At 70.5% G+C, this 15,214-nt stretch carries 12 protein-coding genes; 10 read left to right on the forward strand and 2 right to left on the reverse strand.

The features are described from left to right. The first annotated feature begins 70 nt into the window (after window positions 1–70). Genes Pen02_RS13665 through Pen02_RS13685 form a run of 5 tightly spaced genes read left to right on the forward strand, consistent with a single transcriptional unit; the run spans window position 71 to window position 5,231 of the window. The gene (locus Pen02_RS13665; protein WP_203866374.1) at window positions 71–1,120 is read left to right on the forward strand and encodes a zinc-binding dehydrogenase; all 1,050 of its coding nucleotides are present in this window, start codon (window positions 71–73) and stop codon (window positions 1,118–1,120) included. After that, a complete protein-coding gene (locus tag Pen02_RS13670) occupies window positions 1,117–2,298 on the forward strand; it encodes a Gfo/Idh/MocA family protein (RefSeq protein ID WP_203866375.1) in 1,182 nt (393 codons plus the stop codon). Before Pen02_RS13665 ends, Pen02_RS13670 begins: the two co-directional genes overlap by 4 nt. After that, entirely contained in the window at window positions 2,298–3,335 is a 1,038-nt protein-coding gene (locus Pen02_RS13675; protein ID WP_203866376.1) for a Gfo/Idh/MocA family protein, read from the forward strand. Before Pen02_RS13670 ends, Pen02_RS13675 begins: the two co-directional genes overlap by 1 nt. Window positions 3,336–3,363: 28 nt before the next feature. Further along, a complete protein-coding gene (locus Pen02_RS13680) occupies window positions 3,364–4,134 on the forward strand; it encodes a sugar phosphate isomerase/epimerase family protein (RefSeq protein ID WP_203866377.1) in 771 nt (256 codons plus the stop codon). Beyond that, window positions 4,131–5,231, forward strand: a complete 1,101-nt coding sequence (locus Pen02_RS13685; protein ID WP_203866378.1) for a Gfo/Idh/MocA family protein — start codon at window positions 4,131–4,133, stop codon at window positions 5,229–5,231. The genes Pen02_RS13680 and Pen02_RS13685 overlap by 4 nt, the downstream gene beginning before the upstream one ends. A gap of 220 nt (window positions 5,232–5,451) precedes the next feature. Here Pen02_RS13685 and Pen02_RS13690 read toward each other — a convergent pair whose 3' ends face one another. After that, the gene (locus Pen02_RS13690) at window positions 5,452–6,111 is read right to left on the reverse strand and encodes a GNAT family N-acetyltransferase (RefSeq protein WP_203866379.1); all 660 of its coding nucleotides are present in this window, start codon (window positions 6,109–6,111) and stop codon (window positions 5,452–5,454) included. A gap of 639 nt (window positions 6,112–6,750) precedes the next feature. Between Pen02_RS13690 and Pen02_RS13695 the strand changes: the two genes are divergently transcribed. Genes Pen02_RS13695 through Pen02_RS13705 form a run of 3 tightly spaced genes read left to right on the forward strand, consistent with a single transcriptional unit; the run spans window position 6,751 to window position 10,387 of the window. Then, a complete protein-coding gene (locus Pen02_RS13695; RefSeq protein ID WP_203866380.1) occupies window positions 6,751–7,272 on the forward strand; it encodes a PadR family transcriptional regulator in 522 nt (173 codons plus the stop codon). Beyond that, window positions 7,269–7,949, forward strand: coding sequence for an ABC transporter ATP-binding protein (locus Pen02_RS13700; RefSeq protein ID WP_203866381.1), 681 nt, complete (start codon window positions 7,269–7,271; stop codon window positions 7,947–7,949). The genes Pen02_RS13695 and Pen02_RS13700 overlap by 4 nt, the downstream gene beginning before the upstream one ends. After that, entirely contained in the window at window positions 7,946–10,387 is a 2,442-nt protein-coding gene (locus Pen02_RS13705; RefSeq protein WP_203866382.1) for an FtsX-like permease family protein, read from the forward strand. Before Pen02_RS13700 ends, Pen02_RS13705 begins: the two co-directional genes overlap by 4 nt. Before the next feature lie 189 nt (window positions 10,388–10,576). Here Pen02_RS13705 and Pen02_RS13710 read toward each other — a convergent pair whose 3' ends face one another. Beyond that, on the reverse strand, window positions 10,577–12,091 hold the full coding sequence (locus tag Pen02_RS13710; protein WP_203866383.1) for an endonuclease/exonuclease/phosphatase family protein: 1,515 nt from the start codon (window positions 12,089–12,091) through the stop codon (window positions 10,577–10,579). 308 nt (window positions 12,092–12,399) lie between these two features. Between Pen02_RS13710 and Pen02_RS13715 the strand changes: the two genes are divergently transcribed. Both Pen02_RS13715 and Pen02_RS13720 read left to right on the forward strand, forming a co-directional pair. After that, entirely contained in the window at window positions 12,400–13,158 is a 759-nt protein-coding gene (locus Pen02_RS13715) for a helix-turn-helix domain-containing protein (RefSeq protein WP_203866384.1), read from the forward strand. 333 nt (window positions 13,159–13,491) lie between these two features. After that, window positions 13,492–14,382 (forward strand): alpha/beta hydrolase, encoded by an 891-nt coding sequence (locus Pen02_RS13720; RefSeq protein ID WP_203866788.1) that lies wholly within the window; start codon window positions 13,492–13,494, stop codon window positions 14,380–14,382. Window positions 14,383–15,214: the final 832 nt, after the last annotated feature.

Raw genomic sequence — 15,214 nt, forward strand, 5'->3', positions numbered from 1 at the left:
AAGACTACAGACTTTGAGCGGTTCCTGTTCTATTGTTGACGCGCCCCGAGCATCCTGGAGGATCAGCCGCATGAAGGCTTTGGTCAAATACGCCGACGAGAGCGGTGCCCTGGAGGTGCGTGACGTGCCCGAACCGGTCCTGGCGCCGGGGACGGTGATCGTCCGGTTGCACACCGTAGGGGTGTGTGGCTCCGACATTCATATGTGGCAGAACTCCCAGAGTAGGAGTTCGGTCGGCGTACTGCCGGTGACGCTCGGCCACGAGTCGGCCGGCACCATCGCCGCAATCGGTGACGGTGTCTCCGGCTGGTCGGTCGGCGACCGGGTGGTCTGCGAGACCGCCGCGTCGATCTGCGGGGTCTGCCCGCTCTGCCGCGCCGGCCGTTACAACCTCTGCCCCCAACGCCAGGGATACGGGCTCAAGCGCGACGGCGCCATGGCGGAGTACATGCTGGCCGAGCCGCGCGTCCTGCACCGCATCCCCGACCCGGTCGCCTTCGAGACGGCAGCGATGACCGAGCCGTTCGCGGTCGCCTACAACGCCGTCGTCGAACGTGCCAACGTCAACCCCGGTGACCTCGTGGTCGTCCAAGGCGCCGGCGCGATCGGCATCCTCGCCCTGCAGATCGCCATCCTGCGCGGCGCCGCCACCACGGTCGTCCTCGGCACCTCGATCGACGCGGACCGGCTCGAGACCGCGAAGCAGCTCGGCGCCGACCACGTCCTCGACGTCACCCAGGGCGACCCGCGGGAACTGGTCGCCTCGCTGCACGACGGGCTCGGCGCCGACCTCGTCGTCGACGCGACCGGGGTCAGCGTCGCGCTGCAACAGTCGATGGAGCTGGTCCGCCCGGGCGGCGCGATCGCCAAGGTGGGCTGGGGTCCGCAACCTCTCGGCTTCACCCTCGACCCGTTGGTCAAGAAGGCGGTCACGCTCTACGGCTGCTACTCGCACACCTGGAACACCTGGGAGAAGGTGCTGCGCCTGTTCGCCGACGGCAAACTGCAGACCGACCGGGTGCTCGGCGGGCTCTACCCGATCGAGCGCTGGGAAGAGGCGTTCACGGCGATGAAGCAGGGCTCGCACGTGAAGTCGGCGCTGCGGATGGTGCAGCCGTGACCGCGATCCGGCTCGGGATCGTCGGCCTCGGGGCGGTCGCCCAGGCCGTCCACCTGCCGCTGCTCTCCAAGCGGCCGGACCTCTACTCGATCGCGGCGATCTGCGACCTGTCGCCCGAGGTCCTGGCGGCGGTCGGCGACCGCTTCGGCGTACCCGCCGCGCGCCGGTTCGCCGCCCTCGAAGACCTCCTCGACGTCGGCGGCCTCGACGCGGTGATGGTGCTCAACCGGGGATCCCACTCGGCCCAGGTCCTCGCCGCGTTCTCGCGCGACCTGCCGGTCCTCTGCGAGAAGCCGCTGGCATACACGACCAACGAGGTGGACACGCTCATCGAGGCGGAGCCCGATCTCGGCCACCCGGCGATCCTGCTCGGCTACATGAAGCAGTACGACCCGGCGGTGCTCGCCGCCGCCGAGGCGCTCGCCGACGTCGACGACATCCGCATGATCGAGGCGTCGGTGCTGCACCCGACCGGCGCCGCGCAGCTTGCGCTCGCCCGCGTCGTCGGCCCGTCCGCGCCGTTGCCACCCTCGGTGGCCGCCTCCGGTGATGCCGAGGACCAGGCGCTGTGGGCCGCCGCCGTCGGCGACGCCGACGAGGCGACCTGGCGGGCCTACCGGGGTGCGTTGGTCAGCAGCCTCGCGCACGACCTGTCCATCATGCGCTCGTTCGGCGCCCCACCGGCAACGGTGGAGTGGGCCGACATCTGGCGCCAGACCTCCAGGCACGCCGAGATCGACCCGGGGCGTGACCGGCGCTCGTTCGGCGATCACCCGCCGTCGATCAACGCGGTCGGGTCCCTCGCCAGCGGCGGTCGGTGGTCGCTCTCCTGGCACTACCTGCCCGACTTTCCCGCCTACCGGGAGACCATCCGGGTCGTACACGGCCGGGGCACCGTCGAACTGGTCTTCCCGTCGCCGTACCTGCTGCATGCGCCGACCGAGCTGACCATCACCAGCCGCGACGGGTCCGCCGAGCGGCGCGTCGTGCGGCGCAGCCCGATCGAGGCGTTCGAGACCCAGTTGGAGGCCTTCCACGCCATGGTCCGGTCCGGTGTCCCGCCCCGCTCGGATCTCGCCGCCGGTCGCGCCGACATTCTCGACTGCCAGCGGATCCTCGCCACGTTCGCGGGCCGCACCGGCCTGCCGGTCGGCGGCGAAGTCGGGAAGCTGGTCTGATGACCGGGACAGAAAAGCAGATCAAAACCGTCGTCATCGGGTACGGCCTCGCGGGCGCGGTCTTCCACGCACCGCTGATCCAGGCCGATCCGGCGTACGAACTCGCTGGCATCGTCACGGCCAATCCGGAGCGGGCGGCGGCAGCCTCCGCGACGTACCCGGAGGTCCGGATCCTGCCGTCGGTGGATGCCCTGCTCGCCGCCGGTGAGTTCGAGCTGGCTGTCGTCGCCGCACCGACCCCGCAGCACGTCGAGATCGCGTCGCGTCTGCTCGCCGCCGGTCTGGCGACGGTGGTCGACAAGCCCCTCGCCGTGCGGTCCGCCGACGCCGAGGCTCTGATCGAGCTGGCGTCGGCGCGGGGCGTCGCGCTGACCGTCTTCCAGAACCGGCGCTGGGACGGCGACTTCCTGACCGTCCGCAAGCTTGTCGAGTCCGGCGCCCTCGGCCAGATCCGGCGCTTCGAGTCGCGCTTCGAGTGGCTGTCGGCCCGGCCTCGGCCGGAGTGGAAGAAGGGCACCGCCGGGCGTGACGGCGGCGGCGTCGGGTACGACCTCGGCTCTCACCTCATCGACCAGGCCATCCAGCTCTTCGGGCCGGTCGCCCCCGCGGTCTACGGCGAACTCGACAGCCACGCGGCAGTCGTCAACGACGACGACACCTTCATCGCACTGACCCACGAGTCAGGGGTGCGCTCGCATCTGTCGATGAGCAGCCTCGTCGCCCAGCGGGGCTTCCGCTTCCGGGTGCTCGGATCCGACGCGGCCTACACCAAGTGGGGCCTCGACCCGCAGGAGGCGCAGCTCGCCTCCGGCATGTCCCCGCTGGATCCCACCTTCGGGGTGGAGGAGCCCTCCGCCCACGGAAAGATCGGCCGCGACGGCTCCCTGACCGCCGTGCCGACCGAGCACGGTGGATACCGCGAGTTCTACGCGCGCCTGGCGCTCGCACTGCGCGGTGCAGGCCCGCTGCCCGTCGATCCCCGCGACGCGGTCGCCCCCATCCGCATCATCGAGGGCTTGCACGACCGTACCTCCTGAATCTCCCGAAAGGCCCACTCCTGTGTCCGTGACCGGCCCATCATCGCTCAACTCCCTGTCCCTACAGCTCTACAGTGTTCGCAACGCCCTCGACGAAGACCTCGCCGGCACGCTCGCCCGGGTCGCGGAGATCGGCTATCAGCAGGTCGAGTGCTCCTACAAGCTGTTCTCGCGCGGACCCGAGGTCGCCTCGGCCCTGCGCGACAGCGGTCTGTCGGTCGCGACGTTCACCTCGTCGCTGGTCGACACCGACCACGAGGCGATCTTCGCGGCCGCGGTGTCGCTGGGCGCGACGGCGGTGATCGACACCTACATTCCCGAGGAGTTCTGGACCAGCGAGGAAGACGTCGACCGGATCGCCGGCCACCTCAACCGGGCTGCGGTCGGGGCGGCGGCGCACGGGCTACGGGTCGGCTACCACAACCACTGGTGGGAGCTGGAGCGGCAGTTTGCTGGCAAGTCTGCCCTGGAACTGCTGGTCGACAAGGTGCGGCCGGAGGTCGTGCTGGAGATCGACGCCTACTGGGTCGCCGTCGGCGGCGCGGATCCGGTCGCCGTCGTGCGGAACTTCGGCGACCGGGTGCGGTTCCTGCACCTGAAGGACGGGCCGATCAGCCGCGACAACCTGGAGCAGCGGCCGGCGGGGCAGGGCCGGCTTCCGATCGACGCGATCCTGGCGGCGGCACCACAGGTCGAGGTCGGCGCCGTCGAGTTCGACGAGTACGACGGCGACATCTTCGAGGGGATCGCCGCGAGTCACGCGTTCCTGTCGCAGCGTCTGCCGGGAGCCGCCGTATGAGCGGCCCGGTCGGCGTCGGCGTCATTGGGGCGGGGCGGATCAGTTCGCAGTACCTTGACAACCTGACCAGGTTCCCCGACCTGTCCGTGGTGATGATCGCGGACCTGCTGCCGGAGCGGGCGGCGGCGCAGGCCGCCGCCTACGGGGTGCCGCTGTCGGGCACTCCGGACGAGGCGCTCGCACATCCCGACATCGAGATCATCGTCAACCTGACCATCCCGGCCGCCCACGCGGCGGTCTCACTCTCCGCATTGGAGGCCGGGAAGCACGTCTGGTCCGAGAAGCCGTTCGCGCTCTCCGTCGAGGACGGACAGCAGTTGCTGGACGCAGCATCCACCGCCGGCCTGCGGATCGGCGGCGCGCCCGACACGTTCCTCGGTGCCGGTCTGCAGAGCGCCCGGCGGGCCATCGAACGCGGCGACATCGGCGAACCCCTGTCCGGCCTGACCCTTTTCGAGGTGCCCGGCCCGCAGGACGACCATCCCATCCTCAGGACGCTGCTGTCGCGCGGCGCCGGCCCGCTGTGGGACATGGGGCCCTACTACCTGACGGCGCTGACCCAGACGCTGGGCTCGTTCGCGTCCGTCTACGGCATCGGGCGGATCGCCCGGCCGCGCCGGACCCCGGTCAACGGGCCGGGCGCCGGCACCGAGCACGAGGTCGAGGTCCCGACGCACGTGTCGTTCGTCAGCCGCTTCGCCGGCGGGCAGACCTCGTCGAGCACGCTGAGCTGGGACTCGCCGCACCGCCGAGTCGGCCACGTGGAGATCGTCGGCACCGAGGCGACGTTGTCGCTGCCGGACCCCAACGAGTTCACCGGGCCGCTACGCCTGCTGCGACGCGGTTCGACCGACTGGGTCGACGTGGCGGTCGCCGGGCCGGTGGCCGGGCGCGGGTTCGGGGCACTCGACATCGCCCGGGCTGTACGGGCCGGAGCGCCGCATCGGGTGGACGGACGGCTGGCGTTCCATGTGCTGGAGGCGATAGCGGCGGTGACGGCGTCGATCGACTCCGGTACGCCGGTCGAGGTCACGAGCCGGGCGCCGGAGGTCGAGCCGGTGCCGGAAGACTGGGACCCCTACGCCCGTACCCTCTGAGCGCCGTGGCGCGGGCCGGGCGAAGCTGGCATCGCGCTTGCGTCCGCGCCACGGCAGGGCACGCCGGTCGGCCACACTTCGAGGCGTACCCGCGCCGCCGGACAACCGGCACGAACCGTCTTATCTGGAGCACGCCAATGGTCGATCAACTGTTTGTGCGGTGGATCCGGATGATCGGCCATGACGAACTGGCTCCCGCGCGGGACGGCAATGACGACCGTCACTTCGCGATCGGTGCTGTGGTCTGTGGATGGGGCCGCAACCGGCCAGCCAGGTGGTCCTTGACCCGCGGCCAGTCGTCGTCGGTGATTGCGTAGATGAGGGTGTCGCGCCATGTTCCGTCCGCGCGACGGCGATGCTTGCGCATGGTGCCCTCCCGAGTAGCGCCGAGCCGCTCGATCGCGGCCCGAGCCCGCTCGTTGCGGACATCGGTGACCAGCATGACCCGAACCACGGCCAAGGACTCGAACGCGAAACTGAGCATGAGAAGCTTCGCTTCGGCGTTCGCGCCGGTACCCCACCACTGCCGTCCGAGCCAGGTGTGACCGATTGCCAAGGTGCGCAGCCGTGGATCGGGATCGGCGAACGACGTCGTCCCGGCGAATCTGCCGGTCGCCACGTCGATCTGGGCGTAGGGAAGCCGGACTCCGCGAGCTCGAGCGGCCAGCGCGGCGACGACGTGCGCTCGGGCATCCTCTACCGTGACCGGTCGGGCCAGCGCCCCTCCCGGTGGGCTCTGCCACTGGAAGATCTCAGCGGCGTCCTCCTCGCTGCCGGCCGCGGCCAGATAGCCGACCGCATGTTCGTACCGCAGAGGTTCGAGCCGGATCCGGCTGCCCGTCAGTTCCGGCATCGCGAAGAAGAAGCTGTCATCGACCATTGCGAGATCATCGCAGTCGCCGATTTGGCTCGTCAGTCGAATTCTGAGGTCCGACAGCATGTCCGGCGGTAGTTCGGCGGCAAGGTTCCCCGGGGTGCTTCTCTCGTGCCACATGCGTCCGCCGGAGCGACGTGACGGCCTCTTACTCCTCCAGAGCACAACGGCTGGAGGCTCCTCCGAGGGAAAGCTGAGCCCCCCGCAGAGGTGCAGAAGTCGCGTCAGTTGGACCAGGTGTATCCGGCGACGTTCCAGAGAGTCTGGGCCTGGGTCAGGATGGCGACCACTGCGATGGCGGCGAGGAGTGCGGCGACGGTGACGATTCTGACTCGCAGGCTCATGAGATTCCCCATCGGGTCAGCGGATTGGTGCGTTCATGGTACCGAGACTCGATCACAGCGAGCGTCGGATGATCGGGCGGATCGGCAGTGGCCTGATCGGACCAGGTACGGCTGTGGTCTGTGCGACCACGGTCGCTGTGACAAGCGATCGCCCACCTCGAACGCATCCGGCTTTGGCCCGGCGCGGCATGCGAGGCCCTCTGCGGCGACTGGATAGTTCGGAACCTTCCCGCCGTTGTTCGGCGCGGCGTCCCAGTTCGGTTCTTGACAGGAACTAGTAACGCAGTGTCTAGTGTCCTGCATGGCGCTTCCGGAAACCTTGCTTGGGCTGTTGGAGCCCGTACCCCGCCACGGCTACGACCTCCAGCGCGAATACGACGCGCAGTTCGGCTGGAATCGGCCGGTTAAGCCACCCCAGGTGTATGCCACCCTCGCCCGTCTGTCTCGGAACGGCGAGATCGAGGCGGTGGCCGTCGAGCGGGTAGGCGGTCCGGACCGGACGACTTACGCGCTGACCCCGGACGGGGTGACGCACCTGGAGCGGTGGCTGGCCGAGCCGGAGGGGATTTCGGCCTACCTCCAGTCAGTGGTCTACGTCAAGGTGATGATCGCGCTGCGGTCCGGGCGGCCGGCCCGGCAGGTGCTCGACGCGCAACGCGCGGCACACCGCCAGACGATGCGGGAGGTGACGGCGCGCAAACGGGGTGGCAGCACCGCCGTAGCCGTCGCCTGCGACTTCACTCTCTTCCACCTCGACGCCGACCTGCGGTGGATCGACCACACCGCGGCCCGGCTGGACCACCTGGCACGGGAGGTGCGATGACCGGCTCCCTGCTGCGGACGGTCGACCTCCGACTCGCATTCGGGGCTACCCAGGCACTGGCCGGAGTCTCCGTGGAGATCGGTCCCGGTGAGCTGGTCGCGCTGGTCGGCCCCTCGGGTTCGGGCAAGTCCACCCTGCTGCACTGCCTGGCTGGCATCCTTCGGCCGGACAGCGGCTCCGTGTGGTACCGCGGCGTACGCCTCGACGACCAGTCCGACGACCGGCGTAGCCGGCTGCGCCGCACCGACTTCGGTTTCGTCTTCCAGTTCGGGTCGCTGGTGTCGGACCTGACGGCGTTGGAGAACATCGCCTTCCCGCTGCGGCTGGCCGGAGTACGGCGGCGGGTGGCCGAGGCGCGGGCCCGGGAGTGGCTGCACCGGCTCGGCGTTGCCGACGTGGCTGGCAAACAGCCCGGCGCGATGTCCGGCGGCCAGGGGCAGCGGGTGGCGGTGGCCCGGGCGTTGGTCACCGGGCCACGGGTGGTGTTCGCGGACGAGCCGACCGGTGCGCTCGACAGCTTCAACGGTGAACTCGTGATGGACGAGCTGGTGGGCACGGCCCGCGAGCAGGGAACAGCGGTGGTGCTGGTTACCCACGATCCCCGCATAGCGGCGTACGCGGATCGGGAAGTCGTGTTGCGGGACGGCGCGTCGGCGTCAACGGAGGTGTCAGCGTGACCGGGTGGGGCCTCGCGCTTGGACTCCGGCTCACCTTCACCGGCGGACGCGCGGGACGTATCCGACTGCTCATGATGGTCGGTGGGGTGGCGGCGGGAGTGGTTCTGCTGCTCGCGGTCGGGGGTGCGCTGCCCGCTGCGGTGGAGCGGATCGGCAAGACCGCGGCCCGGGCGGTCGTGCCCACCGCCGACGCCGGGACCCGCACCGAGGGAGTACGGGCGGCGCTGTCGGTCGGGTTCTGGCGTGGGCATGAGATCCGAGTACTCCGGGTCGAGGTCGTCGGCCCGGATGTCGCCCCACCCCTGGGCGTGCCGAGGACCCCGCAAGCGGGGGAGATGTTCGTGTCGCCCGCCCTGGCGGCGGCGTTGACCGGCGAACACGGCGGGGAACTCGCGCCACGCCTACCCGAACGGACGGTGGGCACGGTCACCTCGGCAGGTCTGGTCGGCCCGAAGGAGTTGTACGCCGTCGCGGGTCCGCCGCCCGGTGGCCTCGTCGGCCCGCCAGGCGCCGATCCCGGGCTGTCTACGGCCTTCGAGCGCCCCGGACAGGGATCGCTGTTCGCATCCCAGGGTGCGCACGTCGACGGGACCGGGATGGGGCAGGAGGCGAACGCCACGGGCACCCTGCTGGTGATGGTCGCCCTGGCGGGTGTGGGTCTGGTGGTGCCGCTGGCTGTCCTGGTCGGCACCTCGGTCCGGCTCTCCCAGGCCAGCCGTGAACGGCGGGCCGCCGCCATGCGTCTGATCGGCGCCACCGCCGGCCAACTGCGGATGCTCGGCGCGGTGGAGGCTGCGGTCGTTGGAGTGCTCGGCGTGCTGGCGGGTACCGCACTGTTCCTCCTGCTACGCCGCCCGGTGGCGGCGTTACTACCGATTCCGAACGGCCTCTACCCGCAGGACGTGGCACCGCCACCAGCGGTGGCCATAGCCGTACTGGTCGGAGTGCCGGCGCTGGCCGCCCTCACCGGTACACTCGCGCTCCGCCGCGCGGTGACGTCCCCGCTCGGCGTACGGCGGCAGGCCAAACCGGCCCGCGCCGGCGCCTCCCGGCTGCTTCCGCTCGGCCTCGGCCTCGCCCTGCTGCTCGGCGCCTACGCCGACCGCCGGGCCGTGCTCGCGGGTGCCTGGCACGGCCGTGCGCTGCTGCTGAGCGGAGCGGTGCTGTGTCTGGTCGGCCTGGCGGTCGGCACCGCCGCGCTGGCCCGAGTGACTGGCCTCGCGGTGGCACGCTGGGGACCTGGCCTGGCCAGCCAACTCGCCGGACGTCGACTGATCGCCGATCCGGCCGGCGCCGCCCGGGCGGTCACCGGTACCGCTCTGGTCGTCGTCCTGCTCGGCTGGGTGGTGGCGCTGCTTCCCGTCCTCGACCAGATCGACGGCGACGACGGCCTGGCGGGCGCCCTACGCCCGCACACCGTTGTGGTGACCATCGCCGCCGACGCCCAGGTGGAGCCGCTCGTCGAGACGCTGCGCGCGGTGAACGGCGTCGCCCAGGTCGCCACGGTCCGCCACCTGGACCTACTGCCGCCCGGCGTACGACCGACAGACTGTTGCAGCGACGGAACCGCACGCATCGGTGAGCAGAACGTACGAGCCGTGATCGCCGACTGCGGCGACCTGGGACGGATCCTGCGAGCGCCATTGCCCGACTGCCGTCCGAACACCCCGCACTACCTCACCGGAAGCTACTTCCCCTCGTCGACCATCGCGGCGACGGATCGGCTTCAACCGGTGACCGCGCCAGACCGTCCACCGGCCGGCCCGATCCTCGAACTACCGGCGGAGCTTCCCGCCCTCACCCTGCCCGACGCGTTCACCAACCGCACCGACGGGCTGCTGCTCGCAGGTGACCTGCTCGTCCCACCCACACTGCTCCCCGCCGACCTGCCCGACAAATGGTTCCCGAACCTCCTGGTCGCTACCGACGGCCGGGCCGAGACGTTAGAGGCGGTCCGGGCCCGCCTCGGCGCCCAGCAGACCCCCTTTCCACCGCTGACCGCCGAGGAAGCCGTGGTGCTGGCCCGGTCGTCCTCGGACGGCTACACCCGCGCAGCGCTCCTCATGACCATCGCCGTCGTACTGGCCGGCGGCCTCTCGCTCGCCGTCACCACCGCCGACGGCATCCGCGAGCGGCACCGGGCACACTCGGCACTGACCGCGATGGGAACTCCCGCCCGGGTCCTACGGCACAGCAGCCTGCTGTACACGGCGCTCCCCCTGGCGCTCACCATCGGCTTCGCCGTGCTCGTCACCGCCGCCAGCTCCTGGCTGCTCGTCGGACTCAGCGCTTCGGCCGGGATCGCCCCGCCGCCGTTACCCTGGGACGGATACGCCGCCATCGGCGCCACCACGCTGGTCGCCTGCCTACTCGCCACCGCCGCCACGCTGCCATTCGTCCGAGCCGTGACCCGACCCGACGCCCTACGCATCGAATGAAAGACGACCGACTATCCGGCCTCGCGCGGATTCAGGACCCTTCCGGCGACATTGGGCGACCAACTGCTCGAAGCCTCGTGACGAGCGGAACCTGAAAGTCGACCACCGCGACCCCGCCGCAGACACAGGATCTCGGTCCCGCCCCGGCGGCGGCGTGTCTCCACGCCGCCGCTCGGCGTCGGCTGGGGGTCAGTTGAGCCGGAAAGCGGTGAGGACGGCGGCGTGGTCGGAGGTCCAGACGTTGGCGGACGGGTTGGACTGGGCGGGGGTGCCTTCCCAGACGGCGTCGGAGGACAGGACGGTGAGGGGGCCCCGGTAGTGGATGAAGTCGATGCGGTCCTGGGGCTCGGGCTCGCCGGAGTGGGAGTCGTAGCCGTAGCCGCCGGTGAAGGTCTTGTAGACGGGGGACCAGGTGACGCCCGGCTGCGTCGAGGGGTTGGGGCGGGCCTGCCGGTAGGAGTCGATGAGGCCGGCGTTGGCGGGCACCGTGGAGGTGGGCCACGGGACGGCTCCGTAGCCGCAGCGGGAGTTCGTGGCCGTCCAGTCGAGGTGCGACGGGGCGTTGAAGTCGCCGGTCAGCAGCACCGGCGTGGTCGAGGAACTGCCGAGGTCGGCCGACATGGCGGCGATGATGGTGTTGATCTGGCCGGTCCGGCCGGAGGACGACTCACGGCTCAGGAGCTGCTGGACGGTCATGCGACCGAAGCAGGCGTCGTACGGGCCGTAGGGGGTGTAGCCGAGGTGGGCGCTCCAGAGCCGGAGGGAGCGGGCGCCGAGGTCGATCCTGGCGGCGACGGCCGAGCCGGCGACGGTGGGGGTGGTGGCGGTGATCGGGTAGCGGCTGAGGACCGCGGTGTCGGAATTCTGGAAGTACGACCAGCCGAGGGCTGTGGCGAGGGTCTGGGCGGCGCTGCCCTGGTTCTCCTGGATACCGACGACGTCGACGTCCCGTTCGAGCAGGAACTTGAGTTGCTTCTCCAGGCCGCCGGAGACCACCGTGCCGCCGTGCCAGAGGTTCCAGCTAAGCGCGTTGAACTGTGGGACGAGCGCGCCGGACTGGACCCGGATCGTCACGGTCGCGTCGGCGGTGCCCGAGGCGGTGGTGGCGCGGATGCCGAGCGTGGCGTTACCCGCTGCGGTCGGAGTGCCGGTGACGACCCCGGTCGAGGAGAGGGCGGCCCAGGCGGGCCCGGAGGTCTTGGTGAAGCTCAGCCGGCTGGTGTCGCCCTGCACCAGGCCCCGTACCGTCGCCGAGTAGCCGGCACCTACCTTGGCGTTGCGCAGGGTGAACGCCGAGGCGGGGAAGTGCGGCGCGGTGTTGGTGGTCAGCCGCACCGTTACGGGCTGGGCGAGCCAGGTGTACCCGTCGTCGAACAGGTAGTAGACGATGTAGTCGCCCGCCGCGAGACCCGACGTGGACAGCGACGCCGATCCGCTGGAGCCAGGGGTGTAGGTCCAGGTCAGCGACGGCCCCACGTACGCCTGGTCGACCGGCCCGTTGCCGGGATTGCGGTAGAGCCCGACCCAGTTCTTCGCGTTCGGCCGGGGCGTGGAGTAGCTGAACCTGAGGTCGGTGCCGACCGCGAAGGTGGGCGACGTCACCGTCAACGTCCCGTCGGGGGCGGCCTGGGCGGGCCGGGTCGGCAACGCGAGGGCCATGGCGACGGAGAGGACGGTCAGTGCCAGGGGGAGCAGTCTGCGCATCTGGGCTCCTGAGGATCGAGAGTCGGCGATTACCGTGATCGTCAGTAGCCGGTATGCATGCGACGTGACATCCCCGCCACACCGGGCCGAAGCACAACCCAACGCTGCTGGACCTGTCCGCTGGAGGACGCCACCGTCCACTGCTGCGGTCGGCTCGGTGCGCGTACTCGTTGCCGTGATCGTCGTTCGGACACCGCGCGGGCGGCTCGTAGCATGGCGGTGTGCGATCCGGAGGACCGGTCTGTGTCGCCGGGGCTGTGGTGGAGATCGCGGTCCCGTCAGAATCGCGCCGTGCGCCGGGGATCAGCATGGCCGGGTTCCGTGGTCGGGCGGAGGACCCGGTCAATCTCCAAATGGTCCCGTACCCGGCGTTCACGGTGTTCCTCGACTTCGGCGACGCGCTGCTCGTCGACGACGCCAGCGGCGAGTGGAGGCGAGGCAGCGTCGTCGTCGGCATGACCTCGGGCAGCGTCCGAGGGCGCGGGCGCGATGTCGACCTGCTACAGGTACGGCTCTCGCCGACGGTCGCATACGGGGTGTTGGGTGTCTCGGCCGAGCCGGACGCGACAGTGGTCGCCCTTGAGGATCTATGGGGGCGCGACACCGGACGGATCCAGGAGCAACTGCGTGCCGCTGGGTCGTGGGACGACCGTTTCGCGGTCATGGGGGCCGCGCTCGCGCGACGACGTGAGACAGGCCGAAGGGTCGATCCGGAGATCGCCTTCGTCTGGGGACGGATCGTGACGAGCCGGGGGCGGGTTCGCGTCGAGCGGCTGGCGGCCGAGGTGGGGTGGAGCCGGAAGCGGCTGTGGTCCCGGTTCCGATCCCAGGTCGGCCTCACGCCCAAGCGCGCCGCGATGCTGGTCCGATTCGACCACGTGGCGCACCGCCTCGCGGCGGGGCACGGCGCCGCCCGGGTGGCGGCGGAGAGCGGCTTCGTGGACCAGTCCCACCTCTGCCGGGACGTCATGGCCATCGCCGGGATGACGCCCACGGCCGTGGCGGGCGCGCCGTGGCTGGTGGTCGACGACATCGCATGGCCCGGGGTGGCCGACGCCGTCGCGTGACCTCGGCTCGTCGATCGTCGTGGCCCGGGATGGTCGACGACATCGTGTGACCTCGGCTCGTCGGCATCGCGTGGCCTACGTAGGAGCGGGCCTGGAGGGTGTGACGTGAGCCCAAGCTCCTATCGCTGTCCGGCCGGGCGGAACATTTCTCCAAGACACCCGGCGGGGCGTCCGGTGATGCTGGTAGTCACCACCCAGCGCGGTGCTTTCGGAGTCGCTGGACAGACGGCAGGAGACGCCAATGGTGCGGTACGTGCCCGGGTCGGGGACGAGATGAGCGGCAGGGCTCCCTTGGGTACCCGGATTCTCCGGGACGCCCTGGACTGGGAGGCGATGACCGACGACCAGGTGATCGCCGCGCGTGAGAAGGCCAACCGCGCGGCGTCGTCCCGGGCCGGACGGATCGTGACCGGTCTGCCGGACCGTCGTGCCCGCATCGAGGAGGTCACGATCGACCTTCCCGGCCGTCGACTGATGCTGCGGGTGCACCGCCCGAGGAACGCGGAACGGGCGCTGCCGCTGATCGTGTCGTTCCACGGTGGAGGGTTCATCTCGGGCACCGCCGCGCAGAACGACTGGCTCAACAGCCATCTCGCAGCCCGCTGCCCGGCCGTGGTGGTCGCGGTGGAGTACCGCCTCGCCCCGGAGCACGTGCTGCCCAGGGCGATCGAGGACGGCTACGACACGCTCGCGCGGATCGTCGACGAGGCCACCGGCTGGGGCATCGACCCCGCCGCCCTCGCGGTCGTGGGTGAGAGCGCCGGTGGCATGATCGCCGCGCTCGTCGCACTGCGGGCACGCAAGGACGGCCCGCCGCTGCGCGCCCAGGTGTTGAACTACCCGAGCACGGACTGGACCGAGACGATGGCCGACTACCCCTCGTTCGTGGAGAACGCCGACAACCCCACGCTTCCGCTGTCGCGGCTGCGCGCGGCCCGCACCCTCAGCGTGCCTCCGACGCTCGACCCGAACACCGTGTCACCGCTGAAGTTCGGGAACCTCGGCGACCTGCCACCGGCACTCGTCGTCACCGCCGCGCTCGACCCGCTGGCCGACCACGGACGCCGGTACGTCGAACGGCTCAGCGACGACGGCACCGACGCCCGCCTGTCCTGCTACCCGAAGGCCACCCACAGCTTCCTCAGCACCCCCCGACTGGTGCCGGCGGCCCGGCCCGCGCGCCGCGAGATCCTCGCCTTCCTGCGCAATCACCTACACCCGTGAACGGAGGAAATGAATGGGTAAAGGGCCACCGCGAGGCCAATGAACAATAGCATCGGCAACGGAAATGCGTAGCGAGGTCGGGCAGGTAGGCGTTCGTCCCGTCCGACTTCGCCACCACACAGCCGACGAAGCGGACGGCTGCGTAGGTCTCCGGTGCTAATGAGCATCTTGTCGTGCAGAATCCAGGCGGCCGCCCCGCCCTGCGTGTCCCGCAATCTGCCAAGCTGAGCCGAGCCCTATACCCCATGCGCGAACGATGTCGCGGTCAGTTGCCGCCGGGCCAGACGACGGATCGCCGCGCCGTGACGGCACCGAAGCGGAGCAGCCAGGACGGCGGCGTGCGGCGACAAGACACCTTCCGTGATTCGGAAGTGCCCACCGCCCGAACGCGTCCGTACCGCAGTGAAACGCAGTCGGTGAACCCCGAGGTGGACGTGCTATTCGTCGCCGGGGCAGCGGCCCATGCGGCCAAGGTGGACTGACACGGCGAGACCAGAAACATCAATGTCGGATACCGATGAGGTAAGCGTTTGAGCGGGCGAAGCAAGGGAGCCGATTGAGCAGCCGGCTCGAAGAGACGCGCCTGCCCGCGTTACCCGGTACCTCCCGTGCGGCGAGTGCCGCCGGATGCGCTAGCGGGGCTTCGGGCGACTGCCGAACCCGAGGTCAGCCGTGGTTGCCGGCCGACTGTCCCCCGCCGGCCGGCGTGAGGTCCTATCCTGGATCCGCTCAACGGAGGCTTGGCGGATTTGGAACCTGATGGACGGTGCTCGATTGCACCGCAAGCTGGTGGTGGCGCGAGTGGCCGTCACCGCGACCGGCAGGGTGTGAC

This window comes from Plantactinospora endophytica, assembly GCF_016862915.1.
GTDB lineage: Bacteria > Actinomycetota > Actinomycetes > Mycobacteriales > Micromonosporaceae > Plantactinospora > Plantactinospora endophytica.

Excerpts from the sequence above, each read along its gene's own strand:
- Pen02_RS13665 (WP_203866374.1), top strand. The coding sequence starts at position 71 with ATGAAGGCTTTGGTCAAATACGCCGACGAGAGCGGTGCCCTGGAGGTG.
- Pen02_RS13675 (WP_203866376.1), top strand. The coding sequence starts at position 2,298 with ATGACCGGGACAGAAAAGCAGATCAAAACCGTCGTCATCGGGTACGGC.
- Pen02_RS13685 (WP_203866378.1), top strand. The coding sequence starts at position 4,131 with ATGAGCGGCCCGGTCGGCGTCGGCGTCATTGGGGCGGGGCGGATCAGT.
- Pen02_RS13690 (WP_203866379.1), bottom strand. The coding sequence starts at position 6,111 with ATGGTCGATGACAGCTTCTTCTTCGCGATGCCGGAACTGACGGGCAGC.
- Pen02_RS13695 (WP_203866380.1), top strand. The coding sequence starts at position 6,751 with ATGGCGCTTCCGGAAACCTTGCTTGGGCTGTTGGAGCCCGTACCCCGC.
- Pen02_RS13700 (WP_203866381.1), top strand. The coding sequence starts at position 7,269 with ATGACCGGCTCCCTGCTGCGGACGGTCGACCTCCGACTCGCATTCGGG.
- Pen02_RS13710 (WP_203866383.1), bottom strand. The coding sequence starts at position 12,091 with ATGCGCAGACTGCTCCCCCTGGCACTGACCGTCCTCTCCGTCGCCATG.
- Pen02_RS13715 (WP_203866384.1), top strand. The coding sequence starts at position 12,400 with ATGGCCGGGTTCCGTGGTCGGGCGGAGGACCCGGTCAATCTCCAAATG.
- Pen02_RS13720 (WP_203866788.1), top strand. The coding sequence starts at position 13,492 with ATGACCGACGACCAGGTGATCGCCGCGCGTGAGAAGGCCAACCGCGCG.